This is a genomic window from Streptococcus sp. oral taxon 064 (genome assembly GCF_001683375.1).
Classification (GTDB): Bacteria; Bacillota; Bacilli; order Lactobacillales; family Streptococcaceae; genus Streptococcus; species Streptococcus oralis_S.
Window position 1 is genome coordinate 1,346,022 of sequence record NZ_CP016207.1, and the last position, 21,908, is coordinate 1,367,929.

Consider the following 21,908-nt stretch of genomic DNA (forward strand, 5'->3'; position numbering starts at 1 on the left):
TTATAACACAAAACCCCGTCTTGCAACGGGATTTTCTTTATTCGAGGATGAGGAGTCCATCTTTGACAGCAAATGGGTCTTTCTCATTGATACGATCGTAAAACATGATTCCGTTTATATGATCAATTTCATGTTGGACAACGATAGAGTTGTATCCCTTGAGCTTGATTCGGTGTTTTTCGCCATCCTTGTCAAAGTAATCAACAGTGACACGGGCATGACGGACAACATAGCCAGGCACATTTCGGTCAACAGAAAGACACCCTTCTCCTTCGCCAAGAGCAGCGTCCTGAACAGAGTGAGATACAATTTTTGGATTGTACATAATAGCTTGCAAGTCGTAGGCTTCCTGTGGAGTTTCACCTTCTTCCACAATATTTGGGACCAAGACGGCAATAATGCGTTTTGAAATATCGAGTTGGGGAGCAGCCAGCCCAACACCACCGCGGAGCCCCATTTTCTCAGCCATAACAGGATCTTGGGAATGTTTGAGGAATTGCATCATCTTTTCACCAAGGATGATTTCCTGGTCAGACAGTGGGAAAGTGACCTCCTCAGCAACTGCGCGAAGAGTTGGATTCCCCTCGCGGATAATATCGTTCATATCAATTAAGTGAGCAGCTTTTGTAATACGTTCTATTGTAGACATTTTCTCTCCTTTCATTACCTCTACATGATAACACAAAATAGGCGAGAAAGAAAGTCGCAGAAGTTCCTAAAAAATAATATAATAAACGGTATTCCTCTTTTGTCTGTGGTATAATAAAAGAAAAGACTTGCACCAAAAAGCAAGGGGGAATAAAGATGGAAAAGCGACAAGATAGACGGTCTCAGGGCTCTCTTTATGGGGTGTGGAGAACTAGTGTGGATTTCTTTCGGAATTATAAATCCTGGACCAATGCCCAGTTTATTATTGTGTTACTGCTTGCAGTTGCCTTATCCATGGGGGGGAACTTATTAGTTCGAGCAGTACAAGGTAGTAAGGGAACGAGTCCTAGTAGTCAAACTCTTGATTCTGCAAGTACTTCCAGTCAATCCAAGGAAGATCAGTCTGGTGAAACGACGGCGCGTATCATGGCAAATGGTGACCTTCTTTATCATATCCCCATCTACCGAACAGCTCTTAAAGAAGATGGGACCTATGATTTCCATGAAAATTTTGAGTATGTAAAACCCTGGCTCAAACAAGCGGATTTGGTGATTGGTGACTTTGAAGGAACGGTGAACAAGGACCACTACTTGGCAGGTTATCCTCTCTTTAATGCACCAGGGGAAGTCATGGATGCGATCAAGGATGCAGGCTACCAAGTTCTAGACTTGGCTCATAATCACATCTTGGATTCTCAAATTGAGGGAGTGGTTTCGACGGCTCAAGCTATTGAAAAGGCTGGAATGACACCCATCGGAGTCTACACGCATGAATCCCGAGACCAAGCACCTATAGTCATCAAGGAAGTCAATGGTATCAAGGTAGCTCTCCTGGCCTATTCTTACGGTTTTAATGGCATTGAGCAGTATATCTCTCAAGAGGACTATAATCGCTATCTTTCTGATTTGAATGAAGATAAGATGAAGGCAGAAATCGAGCGTGCAGAGAAGGAGGCGGATATTACTGTCATCATGCCTCAGATGGGAATTGAGTACCAGCTAGAACCAACGGAAGAACAGAAAACACTGTACCATAAGATGATTGACTGGGGAGCAGATATTATCTTTGGAGGGCATCCTCACGTCGTTGAACCTGCTGAAACAGTTGAAAAAGATGGTGACAAAAAACTGATCATCTACTCCATGGGAAATTTCCTCTCAAATCAACGCATTGAAACCATGCAAGACGAGGAAAATGCCAAGTGGACGGAGCGCGGTGTTCTCATGGATGTGACCATTAAGAAAAAAGATGGCAAGACTAGGATTGAAACGGCCAAAGCGCATCCTACTTGGGTCAATCGAACACCCAAAGGGACTTACTCTCCAGAAGGCTATCCGCTCTTCCTCTATCAGACCTATATCCTAGAGGACTTCATCGAGGGAGGCAGTCACCGTGAGCAGTTGGATGAGGCGACCAAGGAACGAATTGACACGGCCTATAAAGAAATGAATGAACATGTAGGGTTGAAGTGGTAGGTACTCGCCCTAAAGGAGATATGATGACGATTAAATTAATTGCAACAGACATGGATGGAACCTTGCTAGACCCAAGGGGGCAGCTGGATTTGCCCCGCTTGGAAAAGATTTTAGATCTGCTGGATCAAAGGGATATTCGTTTTGTCATTGCGACGGGGAATGAAGTTCACCGTATGAGGCAATTACTAGAACACTTGGCGAGTAGAGTAGTTCTAGTCGTTGCCAATGGGGCGCGTATTTTTGAAAACAATAAACTGATTCAAGCGCAGACCTGGGATGATGCCATGGTTGATAAGGCTTTAGTTCATTTTAAAGGGAGAGAGTGCCGAGATCAGTTTGTCGTAACAGGTATGAAGGGTGGTTTTGTCAAGAAAGGGACTGTTTTTACAGACCTAGAAAAATTTATGACACCAGAGATGATTGAAAAGTTCTATCAACGAATGAATTTTGTGGAAGACTTGCAAGCTGACCTCTTTGGTGGAGTGTTAAAGATGAGCATGGTTGTTGGAGAGGAACGTTCTAGTTCTGTTTTGCAGGAAATCAATGACCTCTTTGATGGGCGTGTAAGAGCTGTTTCCAGCGGTTATGGTTGCATTGACATCCTCCAAGCCGGGATTCATAAAGCATGGGGATTGGAAGAATTACTCAAGCGCTGGGATTTGACATCGGAACAGATCATGGCTTTTGGTGATAGTGAAAATGATGTCGAAATGTTAGAGCTGGCTGGAATTGCCTATGCGATGGAAAATGCAGCTGATAATGTCAAGGCAGTTGCGACTGCCCTGGCACCAGCCAACAGCCAGGCGGGCGTTTATCAAGTTCTAGAGAATTGGTTAGAGAAAGAGGGATAGGGTGGCAGTACAGTTATTAGAGAATTGGCTCCTAAAAGAGCAGGAGAAGATTCAAACCAAGTATCGTGAATTGAATCAAGTTTCTGTCCTAGAGCCAGATGTAATTTTTATCGGCGATTCGATTGTGGAATATTATCCTCTACAAGAGTTGTTTGGGACTGCAAAGACGATTGTCAATCGTGGCATCCGAGGCTACCAGACGAAACTGTTATTAGAGAATCTAGATGCCCATCTTTATGGTGATGCTGTGGATCAAATTGTTCTCCTAATTGGGACAAATGATATTGGAAAAGATATTCCCATGAATGAAGCCTTGGATAATCTCGAGCGTGTAATCCAATCGATTGCCAGAGAATATCCGCTGTCACAAATAAAGCTCCTTTCCATTTTGCCAGTCAATGAGGGAGAGAAATACAAGCAGACAGTATATATTCGTACCAATGAAAAGATTAGAGAATGGAATCAAGCCTATGATGCTCTAGCATCCGCCTATGTGCAGGTAGATTTTGTGCCGATTTATGATAGTTTGGCAGATTCAGAAGGGCAACTTCAATCAGCCTATACAACGGATGGCCTCCATCTAAGTGTAGCCGGTTATCAAGCCTTATCAGAAGCCTTAAAAGGGGTTCTTTTCTAAAGAAACGGCTTGATTTTGCATTTTTTTTGAAGATAGGTTATAATAGTTCTAATATCCTGGGGTCGTTACGGATTCGACAGGCATTATGAGGCATATTTTGCAACCCGTGTGGCGACGTAAACGCTCAGTTAAATATAACTGCAAAAAATAACACTTCTTACGCTCTAGCTGCCTAAAAACCAGCAGGCGTGACCTGATTTGGATTGCTCGTGTTCAATGACAGGTCTTATGATTAGCGAGATACGATCAAGCCTTGTCTAGTGGTTTGATAAGAGATTAATAGACTCGCAGTTCCTAGGCTTGAGTTATGTGTCGAGGGACTGTTAAAACAATACATAACCTATGGTTGTAGACAAATATGTTGGCAGGTGTTTGGACGTGGGTTCGACTCCCACCGGCTCCATTATGAACAGTTATACAGTAGATTTTTTCCAAATTGTATCCTTCGTTGTATCCTATTTATTCTAGTATGTTAGTGGAGAATTACTCAAGAGGCTGAAGAGGACGGTTTGCTAAATCGTTAGGTCGGGTAACTGGCGCGGGGGTTCGAATCCCCCATTCTCCGTTAGATAAACCCAGTGTTTTTCTAAACCAATCAACTTGGAGGTGGTCTCCAAGAGTAAATTTTCATAAAGAGGTGAAACATGAAAAAGATCAAGTTACTAAGTATCTTAGCACTTTCAACAGTTGTCTTGGGTGCATGTTCTGTATTTTCTAATCAGTCATCTGAAGCTTCTTCTGATAACAAGGAGAATACGGAACAAGTTGAGAAGAAAGATGAAGCAGCAGAAGTTAAAGAAAAAGTTACAAAAGATGCTGAGATTCTCTTAGACTCAGTTCTTACTAGCGACTCTGCTCGATTTAAGAAGATTTATGGCGACACTTATGAAAAATGGACTGAGGCAGTATTTGCTGTACAAACAAGTGAAAAAATCAAAGAAGAAGGGCTTTCACCTGCATCTACCTATTCAGTACAATGGCACAAAGATTTCCCTGTAGAAACTCCAGAAGAAACCATTTCAGGTTTCTTGAAGATGAGACGTAGATTATATCAAGATATCGGTTCTTACACTGTTAAAGACGTGAAGGTTGATGAATCAGGAAATACAGCGACTGTTACTTTCAACTCTAAGAAGTTACACTCTAAAGGATTGGCTTCATCTACAAGGGAAGTTCTCACTACTCTTATTGGAGGTGTTGATAACCTAGGTAAATACAATCAAGCTGGTTCAAACGTTGACATCAAGCGTTACCAAACATTGGTTTCTTACTGGATTTTTGAGCATCTATTCAAGAAAGATTTCTCAACCTACAGTGACGTTGACCCTAACTTAGCTCATACACCTTTCACTACTGGTGATTTTGATACTGAAATCAAATTAACTAAGGATAAGGATGGAAATTGGCTGATTTCTCAAGAGGATTACCGTACTTTGGCGACAGAGTTGCTTGATGATACAGAAGGTTATGATAAAATTGTCCGTAAAAACTCAACCAAGTCTAATGATAAATCAACAGACAAGTCTTCTGATAAATCTTCAAACAAATCCACTGATAAATCAACAGACATATCTTCAGATAAAAAAGATAAAAGCAATATCTAATCTTTAGATTTAAAAGAAAAACAAGTAGTCAAAATAAACTACTTGTTTTTTTATGAATTAGGATACAAAAATGTGGTGTGATAGTTAGAGTAACTCAGCCTTTCATTTCTAGATATTGTTCTTAGAACGATAAAAAAACTGCATTGAGGTGCAGTTTTTCTTTTTTCTACGGAAGACATGGGATTCGAACCCACGCACGCTGTTACACGCCTACCGCGTTTCCAACACGGCCTCTTAAGCCTCTTGAGTAATCTTCCAATACTTACTCAAATAGTCTACCATAAAGCCACTTATCTTGCAATAAAAATTTTGGAAATAAGAAAAATGATAGAATTTGAAAGAAAATGATAAAAAATGCTTGACTTTGGTAGAGAATGTGCTAGAATGAATAGTGTAAACGATAACAGGAGGTGGTTTGGTGTTAAAAACTGAGCGGAAGCAACTGATTTTAGAGGAGTTAAATCAACATCATGTAGTTTCCCTAGAAAAATTGGTTAGTCTATTAGAAACATCAGAATCGACAGTACGAAGAGATTTGGACGAGTTGGAGGCGGAAAACAAGCTTCGCCGTGTACATGGTGGAGCAGAATTGCCCCACTCCTTGCAGGAAGAAGAAACCATCCAAGAAAAATCTGTCAAAAACCTTCAAGAGAAGAAGCTACTGGCTCAGAAAGCAGCCTCTCTTATTAAGGAACAAGATGTTATCTTTATTGATGCTGGAACGACAACTGCTTTTTTAATCAAGGAATTGGCTAATAAGAATATCACAGTTGTGACCAACTCCATTCACCATGCGGTTCAGTTGGTTGAAAAACAGATTCCAACTGTCATGGTTGGAGGAAGTGTCAAGATGGCAACAGATGCATGTATTGGTGGTGTTGCTCTTAACCAAATTAATCAATTGCACTTTGACCGTGCCTTTATCGGGATGAATGGTGTGGACGATGGTTATTATACGACTCCTGATATGGAGGAGGGAGCCGTTAAGTGTGCTATTTTAGAGAATGCCAAACAAACCTATGTCTTGGTCGATTCGTCTAAGATTGGTCAAACTTGCTTTGCCAAGGTAGCACCACTCAAACGCGCTATTGTCATCACAAGTCAAGGGCATGAGCTCTTGCAGGCTATTAAGAAGAAAACGGAGGTAATAGAAGTATGATTTATACAGTCACACTCAATCCATCCATAGACTATATCGTGCGCTTGGACCAAGTTCAAGTCGGCAGTGTCAATCGTATGGACAGTGATGATAAGTTTGCTGGTGGGAAAGGAATCAATGTCAGTCGTGTCTTGAAACGCTTGGATATTCCTAATACTGCGACTGGATTTATCGGAGGCTTTACTGGTAAATTTATCACAGATACTTTGGCAGAAGAGGAAATCGAAACGCGTTTTGTCCAAGTAGCAGAAGATACTCGTATCAATGTCAAGATCAAAGCAGACCAAGAAACAGAAATCAACGGGACTGGTCCTAATGTTGAACCGGCTCAGTTAGAAGAATTGAAAGCTATTTTGTCTAGTTTGACTGCAGAAGATACGGTTGTGTTTGCAGGTTCGAGTGCTAAGAACCTAGGCAATGTTATCTATAAGGATTTGATTGCCTTGACACGTCAGACTGGTGCGCAAGTCGTTTGTGATTTTGAAGGACAGACCTTGATTGATAGTTTAGACTACCAGCCACTTTTGGTGAAACCAAACAATCACGAGCTTGGAGCTATCTTTGGAGTGAAACTTGAAAGTTTAGATGAAATCGAGAAATATGCTCGAGAATTGTTAGCTAAAGGTGCTCAAAACGTTATCATCTCCATGGCTGGGGACGGTGCCCTCCTTGTCACATCTGAAGGAGCTTACTTCGCAAAACCTATCAAGGGAACGGTCAAAAATTCAGTGGGAGCTGGCGACTCAATGGTTGCTGGGTTTACAGGTGAATTTGTCAAATCAAAAGACGCAATAGAGGCCTTCAAATGGGGAGTAGCTTGTGGAACAGCAACTACCTTCTCGGATGACTTGGCAACAGCGGAATTTATTAAAGAAACATATGAAAAAGTTGAGGTAGAAAAACGATGAAAATTCAAGACCTATTGAGAAAAGATGTCATGTTGCTGGATTTACAGGCAACTGAAAAAATAGCTGTCATCGAAGAGATGATTCATAGCTTGGTAGATCACGGTTACGTGACGGACTTTGAAACCTTTAAAGAAGGCATTTTAGCGCGTGAAGCTCTCACTTCCACTGGTTTGGGTGACGGAATCGCTATGCCCCACAGTAAAAACTCTGCGGTCAAAGAAGCAACAGTTCTCTTTGCTAAGTCAAACAAGGGTGTTGACTATGAGAGCTTGGATGGGCAACTAACAGACCTCTTCTTCATGATTGCAGCTCCAGAAGGTGCCAATGATACTCATTTGGCAGCCTTGGCAGAATTGTCTCAATACTTGATGAAAGACGGATTTGCTGACAAACTTCGCCAAGTAACATCTGCAGATCAAGTTATCGAACTCTTTGACCAAGCTTCAGAAAAAGCTGAGGAAGCTGTTCAAGTACCTGCTAATGACTCTGGCGACTTTATCGTAGCTGTTACAGCTTGTACGACAGGTATTGCCCACACATACATGGCCCAAGAAGCCCTTCAAAAAGTGGCTGCTGAAATGGGTGTTGGGATCAAGGTTGAAACCAATGGTGCCAGCGGTGTTGGAAATCAACTAACTGCAGAGGACATACGTAAGTCTAAAGCTGTTATCATCGCAGCAGACAAGGCTGTTGAGATGGATCGTTTCGATGGGAAACCATTGATCAATCGCCCGGTTGCAGACGGTATCCGTAAGACAGAAGAATTGATCAATTTGGCTCTTTCAGGAGATGCTGAAGTTTATCGTGCTGCTAATGGAGCAAAATCTGCAACAGCATCTAATGAAAAACAAAGTATCGGTGGAGCTTTCTACAAACACTTGATGAGTGGTGTATCTCAAATGTTGCCATTCGTTATCGGTGGTGGTATCATGATTGCCCTTGCCTTCTTAATCGACGGAGCTTTTGGTGTGCCACAAGATAGTCTTGGCAATCTCGGATCCTACCATGAGCTCGCTTCCATGTTCATGAAAATCGGTGGGGCTGCCTTTGGCTTGATGCTTCCAGTCTTTGCAGGATATGTAGCCTACTCTATTGCTGAAAAACCAGGTTTGGTAGCTGGTTTCGTTGCTGGTGCTATTGCCAAAGAAGGTTTTGCCTTTGGTAAAATTCCTTATGCCGCAGGTGGTGAAGCAACTTCAACTCTTGCAGGTGTCTCATCTGGTTTCCTAGGTGCCCTTGTTGGTGGATTTATCGCAGGTGCCTTGGTTCTTGCTATCAAGAAATACGTTAAAGTTCCTCGTTCACTTGAAGGTGCTAAATCTATCCTTATCCTACCGCTTTTCGGAACAATCTTGACAGGATTTGTTATGTTGGCTGTCAATATTCCAATGGCAGCAATCAACACTGCTATGAATGACTTCCTAGGTGGTCTTGGAGGAGGTTCAGCTGTCCTTCTTGGTATCGTTCTTGGAGGCATGATGGCTGTTGATATGGGTGGGCCAGTTAATAAAGCGGCTTATGTCTTTGGTACTGGTACGCTTGCAGCGACTGTTTCTTCAGGTGGTTCTGTAGCTATGGCAGCAGTTATGGCTGGAGGAATGGTTCCACCACTTGCTATCTTTGTCGCAACCCTTCTTTTCAAAGATAAATTTACCAAAGAAGAACGTAACTCTGGTTTGACCAACATCATCATGGGCTTGTCATTCATCACTGAAGGAGCGATTCCATTTGGTGCAGCCGACCCAGCTCGTGCAATCCCAAGCTTCATCCTTGGTTCAGCAGTAGCAGGCGGACTCGTTGGTCTTGCAGGAATCAAACTCATGGCACCACACGGAGGAATCTTCGTTATCGCTCTAACTTCAAATGCCCTTCTTTACCTTGCCTCTGTCTTGGTTGGCGCAATTGTAAGTGGTGTGGTTTATGGTTACCTACGCAAACCACAAGCATAAAAAGGATTAGAATAGAAAGATTGTTACCATTTGGTGCAATCTTTTTCTCTATTCGAAATGGCTGTGAAATATGGTATAATAAAAGAATGGCAAACAAGAATACTAGTAAAACAAGACGGAGACCGTCTAAAGCAGAACTTGAAAGAAAACAGGCTATCCAGAGGATGTTGATTTCCTTAGGGATCGCCTTGTTATTGATTATTGCAGCCCTCAAACTCGGCGCGGCAGGTGTCACACTTTACAATCTCATTCGACTGGTGGTTGGAAGTTTGGCCTATGTGGCCATTGGGGCCCTTCTCATTTATCTTTTTCTATTTAAATGGATCCGTAAGCAAGAGGGGCTTCTGTCAGGATTTCTTTGTATCTTCGCTGGCTTGCTCTTGATTTTTGAGGCCTACTTGGTATGGAAATTTGGCTTGGAGAAGTCAGTTCTAAAAGGGACCTTGTCTCAAGTTATGACGGACCTGACTGGTATGCGGGTGACTAGCTTCGCCGGTGGAGGCTTGCTTGGTGTTGGACTCTATATCCCCATATCCTTTCTTTTCTCCAATATCGGATCGTACTTTATTGGAGTTCTCTTGATTCTAGTTGGGGCACTCTTGGTTAGTCCTTGGTCTATTTATGATGTCGCAGCCTTTATTGGAGCTCAGTTCAGATCCTTCATGGAAAAACAGGAACAGAGAAAACAGGAACGCTTCATCAAGAGAGAAGAAGAGAAGGCTCGTCAAGAAGCTGAAGAAGCAGCCAGAATTCAGAGAGAACAAGAAGAACAGGATGTATTACCGCTTCCTCCTGTAGATCCTGAAACGGGAGAAATCTTATCAGAAGTACCAGACTACGATTTCCCACCAATTCCTGAGGAAGAGTGGATCGAACCGGAGATTATCCTCCCTCAAACTGATTTTGACGTTCCAGATGTGGAAGAAGATTTTGAGGATGAAGAGGTGCAGGTTGATTTTTCTACCAAAGAAGCTCTCGAATACAAACTGCCAAGCTTGCAACTCTTTGCGCCAGATAAACCCAAAGATCAGTCCAAGGAAAAGAAGATTGTTCGAGAAAATATCAAAATCCTAGAAGAAACCTTTGCTAGCTTTGGTATCAAGGTGACGGTGGAACGGGCTGAAATTGGACCATCAGTTACCAAGTATGAAGTCAAACCAGCAGTCGGTGTACGGGTTAACCGCATTTCCAATCTGGCAGACGACTTAGCGCTGGCTCTGGCGGCCAAGGATGTTCGGATTGAGGCTCCGATTCCTGGTAAATCCTTAGTCGGAATTGAAGTACCTAACTCTGAGATTGCGACCGTTTCCTTCCGAGAACTCTGGGAACAGTCTCAGACTAAACCAGAAAATCTCCTCGAAATTCCTCTAGGGAAGGCGGTTAATGGAACGGCTCGCACCTTTGACCTTTCCAAGATGCCCCACCTACTCGTTGCAGGTTCGACGGGATCAGGGAAGTCAGTCGCAGTTAATGGTATTATCGCTAGCATTCTTATGAAAGCAAGACCCGATCAGGTCAAGTTTATGATGGTCGATCCTAAGATGGTTGAGCTATCGGTTTACAATGACATTCCTCACCTCTTGATTCCAGTTGTGACAAATCCACGCAAGGCCAGCAAGGCCCTGCAAAAGGTTGTGGATGAGATGGAAAATCGTTACGAACTCTTTGCTAAGGTTGGAGTACGAAATATCGCTGGTTACAATGCCAAGGTTGAGGAATTTAATAGCCAATCTGAGTACAAACAAGTACCTCTGCCTTTGATTGTTGTCATTGTGGATGAGTTGGCAGACCTCATGATGGTGGCTAGCAAGGAAGTAGAAGATGCCATCATTCGTCTCGGACAGAAGGCGCGTGCCGCAGGGATTCACATGATTCTCGCAACACAGCGCCCATCGGTTGATGTTATCTCTGGCCTTATCAAGGCCAATGTCCCATCTCGTGTGGCTTTTGCAGTTTCATCAGGTACAGATTCACGAACCATCTTGGATGAAAATGGAGCAGAAAAACTGCTCGGTCGAGGAGATATGCTCTTTAAACCAATCGATGAAAATCACCCAGTCCGTCTACAAGGATCCTTTATCTCAGATGATGATGTTGAACGCATCGTAAACTTCATCAAGGCTCAGGCGGATGCGGACTACGATGACAGCTTTGACCCAGGAGATGTTCCTGAAAATGAAGGAGATTTCTCTGACGGTGAAGCTGGTGGCGATCCGCTTTTTGAAGAAGCTAAGGCTTTGGTTATCGAAACCCAGAAAGCTAGTGCTTCGATGATTCAGCGTCGTTTGTCGGTTGGATTTAATCGTGCGACCCGCCTGATGGAAGAACTCGAAATGGCAGGTGTCATCGGTCCAGCTGAGGGAACCAAACCACGAAAAGTATTGCAACAATAAAAAAATAACTTCTTTCCAAATTTGGAAAGAAGTTATTTTTGTAATTACTGGTTCGTTTTAGTTTCAGAACTCGTCGTATTTGACTGTGTTCCATTATCGCTTGTTTCTTTATTTGTAGCTGGTGTAGAAGAGTCCTGAGTTGTTGTTTTCTGTTCTTCTTTTTTCTCCTCTTTCTTGTTGGATTGAGAAGTTTCTTCTTGTGGGGTATTTTCTTTAGTAGAAGTGTTGTCCCTGTTAGGAGTAGTATTTTCCTGAGGGGATTCCTTTTGAATTTCCTTGACAACAGTTGTTTGGGTTGTCGTCGGTTCTTTTTTGTTGTTTTTGTTATTATCCATGGCGTTCATGATGGTGATAGTAGCAGTGATTAGGCCAAGGATACTACCGATGGTAGCAATCGTTTTTTGAAAGACAGTAAATCCCTTTTTGATGTGTTCTGTTTTTGGTTTTGAAGTTCTACGATAGTTAGACATGATACTCTCCTTTAATTATGATTTATTATACCTCATTTCTTTAAAAAAATCTTAAAAAAAGAGAAACCTCCCTTTCTTGTCGCAGGTCTCTTTTCGTGATACAATAGAAGAAGTGATTTTAGAAAGCGTGAGAAAACATGATCTACTTTGATAATTCGGCGACAACCAAGCCTTATCCTGAAGCACTTGAAACTTACATGCAGGTCGCTTCAAAAATTGTAGGAAATCCATCTAGTCTCCATCGTTTGGGAGATCAGGCAACACGAATTTTAGATGCTTCCCGGCAGCAAATTGCAGATTTGATTGGGAAGAAGAGTGGTGAAATCTTCTTTACCTCTGGTGGAACAGAAGGAGATAACTGGGTCATCAAGGGTGTGGCCTTTGAAAAATCCCAGTTTGGCAAGCACATCATCGTATCAGCTATTGAGCATCCAGCAGTCAAGGAGTCAGCTCTATGGCTGAAAAATCAAGGTTTTGAGATAGATTTTGCTCCAGTTGATGAGAAAGGATTTGTGGATGTTGAAGCATTAGCAGATTTGATACGTCCTGATACGACTCTCGTCTCCATCATGGCAGTTAACAACGAAATTGGCTCTATCCAGCCTATTGAGGCTATTTCGAAACTGTTAGCAGATAAGCCGACCATTTCCTTCCATGTTGATGCGGTTCAGGCACTTGCTAAGGTTCCGACTGAAAAATACCTGACGGATCGAGTGGATTTCGCGACCTTTTCGAGCCATAAGTTTCATGGCGTCCGAGGTGTTGGATTTATCTATATCAAGTCTGGTAAGAAGATTACGCCTCTTTTAACTGGTGGTGGTCAGGAGCGAGACTATCGTTCGACAACTGAAAATGTGGCAGGGATTGCAGCGACAGCCAAAGCTCTCCGTTTATCTATGGAAAAGTTAGCTATCTTTGCTAGTAAGACAGGGCAGATGAAGGCAGTCATTCGCCAAGCCCTTCTGGATTATCCAGATATTTTTGTCTTTTCAGATGAGGAAGACTTTGCCCCTCATATCCTGACTTTTGGGATTAAAGGTGTTCGTGGTGAAGTCATTGTTCACGCTTTTGAAGACTATGACATTTTCATCTCCACAACCTCTGCTTGTTCATCCAAGGCAGGAAAACCTGCAGGCACCTTGATTGCCATGGGAGTGGACAAGGATAAGGCCCAGTCAGCTGTGCGTCTAAGCCTAGATTTGGAAAATGATATGAGTCAAGTCGAGCAGTTTTTGACCAAGCTAAAATTAATTTACAATCAAACTAGAAAAGTAAGATAGGAGCATTTATGCAGTATTCAGAAATTATGATTCGTTACGGAGAATTGTCAACCAAGCACAAAAATCGTATGCGTTTCATTAATAAACTTCGTAATAATATTTCAGACGTTTTGTCTATCTATCCTCAAGTTAAGGTAACCGCAGATCGTGACCGTGCCCACGCTTACCTCAATGGAGCTGATTATACAGCAGTTGCAGAATCGCTCAAACAAGTCTTTGGAATTCAAAATTTTTCTCCTGTGTATAAGATTGAAAAGTCAGTGGACGTTTTGAAGTCTGCTGTCCAAGAGATTATGAAGAAAATCTACAAGGAAGGGATGACCTTTAAAATCACTAGCAAGCGTAGCGACCACAACTTTGAATTGGATAGTCGTGAACTCAATCAAACTCTCGGTGGAGCTGTTTTCGAGGCCATTCCAAACGTGCAAGCTCAGATGAAAAATCCAGATATTAATCTTCAGGTTGAGATTCGTGAGGAAGCGGCCTATCTTTCCTATGAAACTTTTCGTGGAGCAGGAGGATTACCTGTGGGAAGTTCTGGTAAAGGTATGCTCATGTTGTCAGGAGGGATTGACTCACCTGTAGCAGGTTATTTAGCTCTTAAACGTGGTGTAGATATTGAGGCGGTTCACTTTGCCAGTCCGCCATACACGAGTCCTGGTGCCCTCAAGAAAGCCCACGATTTGACTCGGAAATTGACCAAGTTTGGTGGCAATATCCAGTTTATCGAGGTGCCTTTCACTGAGATTCAAGAGGAAATCAAGGCTAAAGCGCCAGAAGCCTACCTCATGACCTTGACGCGTCGTTTTATGATGCGGATTACCGACCGTATTCGTGAGATACGAAATGGTTTAATTATCATCAATGGGGAAAGTCTTGGTCAAGTAGCCAGCCAGACCTTGGAAAGCATGCAGACTATCAACGCTGTGACTAACACTCCCATCATCCGCCCTGTGGTTACGATGGACAAGTTGGAAATCATTGACATTGCGCAGGAAATCGATACCTTTGAAATTTCAATCCAGCCTTTTGAAGACTGTTGTACAATTTTTGCGCCTGACCGTCCTAAGACTAATCCTAAGATAGAGAATGCTGAGCAGTATGAAAAACGCATGGATGTTGAAGGCTTGGTTGAGCGAGCAGTGGCTGGAATTATGATCACTAAGATCACACCTCAAGCTAAAAAAGATGAAGTCGATAACTTGATTGACAATCTCCTCTAATCAGAAAATCCAGAAGAATTCAGAAAAACAAATGAAGAAAGTTAGTTATTTATCCTTAAAATGGACAATTACTGACTTTTTTTCTATTTTTATGGTATAATGAGATAAAATTTTGAATATAGAGAGTTTTCTGACAATGAATCATTCCTACTTTTACTTAAAAATGAAAGAACACAAACTCAAGGTTCCTTATACTGGAAAAGAGCGTCGTGTGCGTGTGCTCCTGCCAAAGGATTATGAGAAAGACACCGACCGTTTTTACCCAGTTGTTTACTTTCATGATGGGCAAAATGTCTTTTACAGCAAGGAGTCTTATATTGGACACTCATGGAAGATCATTCCGGCTATTAAACGAAATCCTGACATCAGTCGCATGATTGTCGTTGCCATAGATAATGATGGTATGGGACGGATGAATGAGTATGCGGCTTGGAAATTTCAAGAATCTCCTATCCCAGGCCAGCAGTTTGGCGGTAAGGGTGTGGAGTATGCTGAGTTTGTCATGGAGGTGGTCAAGCCTTTTATCGATGAAACCTACCGAACCAAAGCTGATCGCCAGCATACGGCTATGATTGGTTCGTCACTGGGAGGCAATATTACTCAGTTTATAGGACTAGAGTACCAAGACCGAATTGGTTGTCTAGGTGTCTTCTCATCTGCTAACTGGCTTCACCAAGAAGCCTTTAACCGCTATATTGAGCGCAAGAAATTGTCGCCTGAACAGCGCATTTTTATCTATGTTGGAACGGAAGAAGCGGATGATACGGACAAGACTCTTATGGCTGGCAATATCAAGCAAGCCTATATTGACTCATCGCTTCGCTATTACCGTGATTTGATTGCAGGTGGAGTACACTTGGATAATCTTGTCTTGAAAGTTCAGTCTGGTGCTATCCATAGTGAAATCCCTTGGTCGGAAAATTTGCCAGATTGTCTCCGTTTTTTTGCAGAGAAATGGTAAGTTAGGAAAGGAGAAAGCTAATGCATATTGAAAACCTTAGCCACTGGAGTGGCCACCTCAACCGAGAAATGTACCTCAACCGTTATGGACATGCTGGGATTCCAGTTGTTGTTTTTGCTTCATCTGGTGGTAGTCACAACGAATACTATGATTTTGGCATGATTGACGCCTGTGCTTCCTTTATCGAGGAAGGGCGAGTGCAGTTCTTTACTCTCTCCAGTGTTGACAGTGAGAGTTGGCTGGCTACTTGGAAAAATAGTCATGATCAAGCGGAGATGCATCGTGCCTACGAACGCTATGTGATTGAGGAGGCCATTCCTTTTATCAAGCACAAGACAGGTTGGTTTGATGGCATGATGACGACAGGTTGCTCAATGGGGGCCTACCATGCACTCAATTTCTTTCTCCAGCATCCTGATGTCTTTACCAAGGTGATTGCCCTCAGTGGTGTTTACGACGCACGTTTCTTCGTTGGCGATTACTACAATGATGATGCTATTTACCAAAACTCACCTGTAGATTATATATGGAATCAAAACGACGGATGGTTTATCGATCGTTACCGTCAGGCAGAAATCGTCATTTGTACGGGCCTTGGTGCCTGGGAACAAGACGGTCTATCATCTTTCTACAAGCTTAAAGAAGCCTTTGACCAGAAACAAATTCCAGCCTGGTTTGCTGAATGGGGACACGATGTCGCCCACGACTGGGAATGGTGGCGTAAACAAATGCCTTATTTTCTTGGACACCTGTATCTATAAAAGGAGTTGCCTATGAATTACCTTGTTATTTCTCCCTACTATCCGCAAAACTTTCAACAGTTTACCATCGAGCTAGCCAATAAGGGCATCACTGTTTTGGGGATTGGTCAGGAACCTTACGAACAACTAGATGAACCTTTGCGCAATGGCCTAACCGAGTATTTCCGTGTAGATAATCTTGAAAACATAGACGAAGTCAAGCGTGCTGTTGCCTTTCTTTTCTACAAGCATGGACCAATCGACCGCATCGAGTCCCACAATGAATACTGGCTTGAGCTGGATGCAGCACTTCGTGAGCAATTCAATGTTTTTGGTGCCAAACCAGAGGATCTCAAAAAGACAAAGTTTAAGTCTGAGATGAAGAAACTTTTCAAAAAAGCAGGTGTCCCTGTGGTACCTGGTGCTGTTATCCAGACGGAAGCAGATGTGGACCAAGCAGTTGAGACGATTGGCCTACCAATGATTGCCAAACCTGATAATGGAGTGGGAGCGGCAGCAACCTTTAAACTTGAGACAGAAGAAGATGTAAATCACTTTAAGGCTGAATGGGATCATTCAACCGTTTATTTCTTTGAAAAATTTGTCACTTCTAGCGAAATCTGTACCTTTGACGGGCTTGTGGACAAGGATGGCAACATCGTCTTTTCAACGACTTTCGATTATGCCCATACACCACTTGATCTCATGATTTATAAGATGGACAATTCCTACTATGTGCTTAAGGATATGGATCCCAAACTGCGCAAGTATGGTGAGGCCATTGTCAAGGAATTTGGTATGAAAGAGCGCTTTTTCCATATCGAGTTCTTCCGTGACGGGGATGACTACATTGCCATTGAGTACAATAACCGTCCTGCAGGTGGCTTTACCATTGATGTTTATAACTTTGCCCACTCCTTGGATCTCTACCGAGGTTATGCAGCTATTGTCGCAGGAGAAGAGTTCCCAGCATCAGAGTTTGAACCTCAATACTGTCTAGCTACTTCACGTCGTGCCAATGCAAATTATGTCTATTCAGAAGAAGACTTGCTTGCTAAGTACAGCCAGCAATTCAAGGTCAAAAAAATCATGCCAGCAGCCTTTGCAGAGCTACAAGGGGATTACCTTTATATGTTGACCACTCCAAGTCGCCAAGAGATGGAGCAGATGATTGTAGACTTTGGTCAACGTCAAGAATAACGATTAGGATGAAAGGAGTTTGACTCCCTTTGTACTTTTCTCAAAGATAAGTTAAATAAAGCGTTTTCCATAGATTCTTTTAGAAAAGATATTGCTAAAAGGCCTAAAAATTGATAGAATAAGGATTGTCTAAAAAAATTTAAGGAGAATCTATCAAATGGATTTTACATGGGCTATTAAATATGCCACAGAATTCTTGGGAACTGCTATTTTGATCATTCTTGGTAATGGTGCAGTTGCTAACGTTGAACTTAAAGGTACGAAAGGTCACCAAAGTGGCTGGCTCGTTATCGCGGTTGGTTATGGTATGGGGGTTATGATTCCAGCCTTGATGTTTGGTAATGTATCTGGTAACCACATCAACCCAGCCTTCACTCTTGGACTTGCTGTGAGTGGACTTTTCCCTTGGGAACAAGTACCATATTACATCCTTGCGCAAGTTTTAGGAGCGATTTTTGGTCAAGCTATGGTTGTGGCAACTCACCGTCCTTACTACTTGAAGACAGAGAATTCTAATAACATTTTGGGTACTTTCTCAACGATTTCAAGTGTTGATCACGGTACAAAAGAATCACGTTTTGCAGCAAGTGTAAATGGTTTTATCAACGAGTTTGTCGGTTCGTTTATTTTGTTCTTTGCAGCCCTAGGAATGACTAAAAACTTTTTTGGAGCTGAATTAGTAGCGAAAGCTCAGGCGACAATTAATGACCAAGTAGCTCAAGCAGCAGCGCAAGGAACAACGATCCCTCAAGAACAAGTAACAGCAGCGCTTGAGCAAGCAAAAAACCAAGCCGCTCCATTTTTGGCACCAGGTCTTGGAATTGCGCACTTGGCACTTGGTTTCCTAGTAATGGCCTTGGTAACTTCACTCGGTGGACCTACTGGACCTGGTTTGAACCCAGCTCGTGACTTTGGACCACGTCTTCTTCACGAACTCCTTCCAAAATCAGTTCTTGGTCAACACAAGGGTGATTCAAAATGGTGGTATGCATGGGTTCCAGTTGTAGCTCCAATTGCAGCGGGTATTGCGGCAGTAGCACTATTTAAACTACTTTACCTATAAGAAATGAAACTGGGGTATCCCAGTTTTTTTGTTATAAAATTTCTAAATAAAATAGATATGGCTTGTAAAATATTCGAAAATCCTTTAAAATAAAAGAGTTGGAGGAATTTATGAATGTGAATGAGATTGTTCGGATCGTTCCGACTTTAAAAGTTAATAATCGAAAATTAAATGAAAGATTTTACATTGAAACCCTGGGGATGAAACCTTTGCTGGAAGAGTCTGCCTTTATTTCCTTAGGCGATCAGACAGCTACGGAGAGATTGATTTTAGAAGAGGCTCCAAGCATGCGAACACGCAGAGTTGAAGGGCTTAAAAAGCTAGCTAGACTCTTGATAAAGGTTGAGAATCCTTCTGAAATCGAGGCCCTTCTTTCTCAAATGAAGTCTCTTCCTCGCCTATTTAAAGGTAACCGTGGGTATGCTTTTGAGATTGTTTCTCCTGAAGAGGATGTGATCCTTGTTCATGCAGAAGATGATATAAGAGATTTGGTTCCACTGGAAACTGTTCCTGAATTTTATTCAAATACAAGTATAAAATACGTGAGCCAATTTGAGGTCTCTATGGAGTTGCGTTTGCCTGAAGGGACAGAGAGTTTACTTTATCCCGAAGGAGTAGCGCCAGTAATTACCTTTACTAAAGGACAAGGACCAGATTTGGCTGTTGAAAACAATGTCACTTGGGACCTGACGATGTTAAAATTTTTAGTCAAGAATTTTGATCTAACCAGTCTTCGTCAGAAATTTGAAAAGACAGGCTACTTTGTCCCTAAGTCTGAAAAATTCTTCCTTGGTAAAGATACCAATAACATTGAATTGTGGTTTGAAGAAGCATGAAGTGGGAAAAAATTCTAAGAAAAATAGAAAATCAAATTGAGGCAGGGATTTATCCCGGAGCCTCTTTTGCATATTATAAGGATGGTGAATGGAAAGAGTCTTATCTAGGATTGAGTGATCCAGAACGAGACTTGAAGACAGAAACCGGTTTGGTTTATGATTTGGCAAGTGTGAGTAAAGTCGTGGGAGTGGGGACGGTTTTTACCTTCTTGTGGCAGCAGGACAAATTAGATATTAATCGACCGGTAACGGATTTTTTACCGGAGTGTGATTATCCTGATATTACTATACGGCAGCTTCTGACCCATGCCACAGACTTGGACCCCTTTATTCCCAATCGAGACAAGTTAAGTGCAGAGGAATTAAGAGAAGCCATGTTTCACCTCAACAGACGAAATCAGCCAGCCTTCCTATACTCGGACGTTCATTTTTTACTCTTGGGCTTTCTTTTGGAAAAAATCTTTGACCAAGATTTGGATCAGATTATAAAAAAACAAGTTTTGGAAGCATGGAGGATGAAGGAGACCAAGTTCGGCCCCGTTGAGCAAGCTGTACCAACAGTGAGAGGAGTAGAGGCCGGAATCATTCACGATCCCAAAGCTCGTCTATTAGGGAAACACGCTGGAAGTGCTGGTTTGTTTTCGACTGTTAAGGATTTGCAGATCTTTCTGGAACATTACTTGAAAGATTATTTTGCTGCAGAATTGAGCCGAAATTTTTCTCCTTTAGATGATAAGGAGCGGTCTCTAGCCTGGAATCTGGAAGGAGCTTGGCTTGACCATACGGGTTATACAGGTACCTTCATTATGTGGAATCGGGAGAAGCAGGAAGCGGCTATCTTTTTATCCAATAGAACGTATGAGAAGGATGAGCGTGCCCAGTGGATAGTCGATCGAAACCAAGTCATGGAAATGATTCGTCAAGGGGAGTAGGGAGAAGAATGTCAAAAACCGTAAAAGGAACTCTGTATACAGTAGTGGCAGGGATTGCTTGGGGCTTGTCTGGAACCAGTGGCCAGTACCTAATGGCACACGGGATTTCCGCTCTAGTCTTGACCAATTTGCGACTTATCATTGCAGGTTTGGCACTGGTAGTCTTATCCTATACGACTGCAAAGGATAAACTCTATGCTTTTTTAAAAGACAGAAAAAGTCTACTATCTCTGTTACTATTTGCAGTTTTCGGGCTTTTCTTAAACCAGTTTGCCTATCTTTCTGCTATTCAGGAAACCAATGCTGGAACAGCGACAGTTCTCCAGTATGTATGCCCCGTTGGGATCTTGGTTTATACCTGTATCAAGGACAAGGTGGCGCCTACTCTGGCTGAGATTATTTCGATTGGTTTAGCAATTGGAGGAACGTTTCTTATCGCGACGCATGGGAAACTTGACCAGTTGTCTGTCACACCTGCTGGACTTTTCTGGGGCCTCTTTTCAGCATTGACCTATGCTCTCTATATTATCCTTCCCATCGCTTTGATTAAGAAGTGGGGCAGTATTTCGGTGATTGGTGTTGGGATGGTTATTTCTGGTTTAGTGGCTATTCCTTTCACAGGAGTCTTACAGGCTAGCATACCAACCAGCTTAGATTTTCTCTTTGCATTTGCTGGGATTATCATCATCGGAACGGTTTTTGCCTATACAGCTTTCCTAAAGGGAGCTAGTCTGATAGGCCCTGTTAAGTCTAGTTTATTAGCTTCCATAGAGCCAATTTCTGCCGTTTTCTTTGCCTTTCTGATTATGAAGGAACAGTTTTATGCGATTGATTTTGTCGGTATGGCTATGATTTTACTAGCCGTAACCATTATTTCATTGAAAGATTTACTGTTGGAAATAAAGAGTAAGTAATTAAAAAATCCACTCAATCGAGTGGATTTTGTTATGTGACTACTAGTCCGTCTCGCTCCGCAAGGTGCGAGACAAATAAACCACCCGCTATGCGGGTGCGCATCGAAGGTTATACCAAAAAACTCCAAACGCGATACAATAAAGGTGTTCAAGCCAATTGTAAAGCGAAAGGAGAAAAATATGGGACAAAAGGCACATAGTTTATCACACACAAAGTGGATGTGTAAATATCACATTGTGTTCACCCCTAAGTATAGACGAAAAGTAATTTATAATCAATATCGAAGCAGTTTGGGAGAAATATTCCATCGATTATGTAGTTATAAAGGTGTTGAGATTATCGAAGGTCACTTAATGCCAGACCATGTACATATGTTAGTCAGTATTCCACCGAGGATAAGTGTTTCAAGTTTCATGGGGTATTTAAAAGGTAAAAGTGCACTCATGATGTTTGACAAACACGCCAACCTCAAGTACAAGTTTGGGAATCGGCATTTCTGGGCAGAAGGTTATTATGTAAGTACAGTAGGGCTTAATGAAGCCACAATTAAGAAATATATTCAAGAACAGGAAAAGCATGATATAGCACTAGATAAATTAAGTGTAAAAGAATATGAGGATCCCTTTAGGGATAGTGGTAAGTAGTACCAAGGTCTCTTTAAGA

At 42.2% G+C, this 21,908-nt stretch carries 20 protein-coding genes, 2 tRNA genes and 1 other RNA gene; 20 read left to right on the forward strand and 3 right to left on the reverse strand.

Features of this window, described 5'->3' with window-relative positions; all coding sequences use genetic code 11:
* Nucleotides 1–37: 37 nt before the first annotated feature.
* A complete protein-coding gene (def, locus tag AXF18_RS06550; protein ID WP_065371699.1) occupies nucleotides 38–649 on the reverse strand; it encodes a peptide deformylase in 612 nt (203 codons plus the stop codon).
* Between the two features lie 155 nt (nucleotides 650–804).
* Here def and AXF18_RS10015 point away from each other — a divergent pair, with 155 nt between their 5' ends.
* The 6 genes from AXF18_RS10015 to AXF18_RS06585 all read left to right on the forward strand — a co-directional run bounded on the left by AXF18_RS10015 (nucleotide 805) and on the right by AXF18_RS06585 (nucleotide 5,216).
* The gene (locus tag AXF18_RS10015) at nucleotides 805–2,124 is read left to right on the forward strand and encodes a CapA family protein (RefSeq protein ID WP_084437476.1); all 1,320 of its coding nucleotides are present in this window, start codon (nucleotides 805–807) and stop codon (nucleotides 2,122–2,124) included.
* A gap of 23 nt (nucleotides 2,125–2,147) precedes the next feature.
* Nucleotides 2,148–2,975, forward strand: coding sequence for a Cof-type HAD-IIB family hydrolase (locus AXF18_RS06565; protein ID WP_065371700.1), 828 nt, complete (start codon nucleotides 2,148–2,150; stop codon nucleotides 2,973–2,975).
* A gap of 1 nt (nucleotide 2,976) precedes the next feature.
* Nucleotides 2,977–3,612 (forward strand): SGNH/GDSL hydrolase family protein, encoded by a 636-nt coding sequence (locus AXF18_RS06570; protein ID WP_065371701.1) that lies wholly within the window; start codon nucleotides 2,977–2,979, stop codon nucleotides 3,610–3,612.
* Between the two features lie 58 nt (nucleotides 3,613–3,670).
* Nucleotides 3,671–4,018, forward strand: a transfer-messenger RNA (tmRNA) gene (gene ssrA, locus AXF18_RS06575).
* Nucleotides 4,019–4,089: 71 nt separating this feature from the next.
* Nucleotides 4,090–4,177: transfer RNA gene (locus AXF18_RS06580), tRNA-Ser, on the forward strand.
* 79 nt (nucleotides 4,178–4,256) lie between these two features.
* Nucleotides 4,257–5,216, forward strand: a complete 960-nt coding sequence (locus AXF18_RS06585) for a hypothetical protein (protein WP_065371702.1) — start codon at nucleotides 4,257–4,259, stop codon at nucleotides 5,214–5,216.
* 169 nt (nucleotides 5,217–5,385) lie between these two features.
* Here AXF18_RS06585 and AXF18_RS06590 read toward each other — a convergent pair.
* A tRNA-Ser gene (locus AXF18_RS06590) sits at nucleotides 5,386–5,473 on the reverse strand.
* A 161-nt stretch (nucleotides 5,474–5,634) separates the two neighbouring features.
* On the opposite strand from AXF18_RS06590, the gene AXF18_RS06595 reads away from it, so the two are divergent.
* From AXF18_RS06595 to AXF18_RS06610, 4 genes are all read left to right on the forward strand, one after another.
* Nucleotides 5,635–6,375, forward strand: coding sequence for a DeoR/GlpR family DNA-binding transcription regulator (locus tag AXF18_RS06595; protein WP_065371703.1), 741 nt, complete (start codon nucleotides 5,635–5,637; stop codon nucleotides 6,373–6,375).
* Nucleotides 6,372–7,283: a 1-phosphofructokinase gene (gene pfkB, locus AXF18_RS06600; RefSeq protein WP_065371704.1), complete on the forward strand. Its 912-nt coding sequence runs from the start codon at nucleotides 6,372–6,374 to the stop codon at nucleotides 7,281–7,283. The genes AXF18_RS06595 and pfkB overlap by 4 nt, the downstream gene beginning before the upstream one ends.
* Nucleotides 7,280–9,232, forward strand: coding sequence for a fructose-specific PTS transporter subunit EIIC (locus AXF18_RS06605; RefSeq protein WP_065371705.1), 1,953 nt, complete (start codon nucleotides 7,280–7,282; stop codon nucleotides 9,230–9,232). Before pfkB ends, AXF18_RS06605 begins: the two co-directional genes overlap by 4 nt.
* Before the next feature lie 86 nt (nucleotides 9,233–9,318).
* Entirely contained in the window at nucleotides 9,319–11,625 is a 2,307-nt protein-coding gene (locus AXF18_RS06610) for a DNA translocase FtsK (protein WP_084437477.1), read from the forward strand.
* A gap of 44 nt (nucleotides 11,626–11,669) precedes the next feature.
* Here the strand turns inward: AXF18_RS06610 and AXF18_RS06615 are convergent, their stop codons facing one another.
* Nucleotides 11,670–12,095, reverse strand: a complete 426-nt coding sequence (locus AXF18_RS06615; protein WP_000073915.1) for a DUF6556 family protein — start codon at nucleotides 12,093–12,095, stop codon at nucleotides 11,670–11,672.
* Nucleotides 12,096–12,232: 137 nt separating this feature from the next.
* Between AXF18_RS06615 and AXF18_RS06620 the strand changes: the two genes are divergently transcribed.
* The 10 genes from AXF18_RS06620 to tnpA all read left to right on the forward strand — a co-directional run bounded on the left by AXF18_RS06620 (nucleotide 12,233) and on the right by tnpA (nucleotide 21,889).
* The gene (locus AXF18_RS06620) at nucleotides 12,233–13,375 is read left to right on the forward strand and encodes a cysteine desulfurase family protein (protein WP_065371707.1); all 1,143 of its coding nucleotides are present in this window, start codon (nucleotides 12,233–12,235) and stop codon (nucleotides 13,373–13,375) included.
* Nucleotides 13,376–13,383: 8 nt separating this feature from the next.
* Nucleotides 13,384–14,598, forward strand: a complete 1,215-nt coding sequence (gene thiI / locus AXF18_RS06625) for a tRNA uracil 4-sulfurtransferase ThiI (protein ID WP_065371708.1) — start codon at nucleotides 13,384–13,386, stop codon at nucleotides 14,596–14,598.
* A 136-nt stretch (nucleotides 14,599–14,734) separates the two neighbouring features.
* Complete coding sequence (locus AXF18_RS06630; RefSeq protein ID WP_001016817.1) at nucleotides 14,735–15,559, forward strand: alpha/beta hydrolase; 825 nt, start codon at nucleotides 14,735–14,737, stop codon at nucleotides 15,557–15,559.
* A 20-nt stretch (nucleotides 15,560–15,579) separates the two neighbouring features.
* Nucleotides 15,580–16,320 (forward strand): esterase family protein, encoded by a 741-nt coding sequence (locus tag AXF18_RS06635; protein ID WP_065371709.1) that lies wholly within the window; start codon nucleotides 15,580–15,582, stop codon nucleotides 16,318–16,320.
* A gap of 12 nt (nucleotides 16,321–16,332) precedes the next feature.
* Nucleotides 16,333–17,499: an acetyl-CoA carboxylase biotin carboxylase subunit family protein gene (locus tag AXF18_RS06640; protein ID WP_065371710.1), complete on the forward strand. Its 1,167-nt coding sequence runs from the start codon at nucleotides 16,333–16,335 to the stop codon at nucleotides 17,497–17,499.
* 157 nt (nucleotides 17,500–17,656) lie between these two features.
* Complete coding sequence (gene gla, locus AXF18_RS06645; protein ID WP_065371711.1) at nucleotides 17,657–18,562, forward strand: aquaglyceroporin Gla; 906 nt, start codon at nucleotides 17,657–17,659, stop codon at nucleotides 18,560–18,562.
* Nucleotides 18,563–18,672: 110 nt separating this feature from the next.
* The gene (locus AXF18_RS06650; RefSeq protein WP_065371712.1) at nucleotides 18,673–19,398 is read left to right on the forward strand and encodes a CppA N-terminal domain-containing protein; all 726 of its coding nucleotides are present in this window, start codon (nucleotides 18,673–18,675) and stop codon (nucleotides 19,396–19,398) included.
* Nucleotides 19,395–20,330, forward strand: a complete 936-nt coding sequence (locus AXF18_RS06655; protein WP_065371713.1) for a serine hydrolase domain-containing protein — start codon at nucleotides 19,395–19,397, stop codon at nucleotides 20,328–20,330. The genes AXF18_RS06650 and AXF18_RS06655 overlap by 4 nt, the downstream gene beginning before the upstream one ends.
* An 8-nt stretch (nucleotides 20,331–20,338) precedes the next feature.
* Entirely contained in the window at nucleotides 20,339–21,244 is a 906-nt protein-coding gene (locus tag AXF18_RS06660) for a DMT family transporter (protein ID WP_000048010.1), read from the forward strand.
* A gap of 180 nt (nucleotides 21,245–21,424) precedes the next feature.
* Nucleotides 21,425–21,889: an IS200/IS605 family transposase gene (gene tnpA / locus AXF18_RS06665; RefSeq protein WP_065371714.1), complete on the forward strand. Its 465-nt coding sequence runs from the start codon at nucleotides 21,425–21,427 to the stop codon at nucleotides 21,887–21,889.
* Nucleotides 21,890–21,908: the final 19 nt, after the last annotated feature.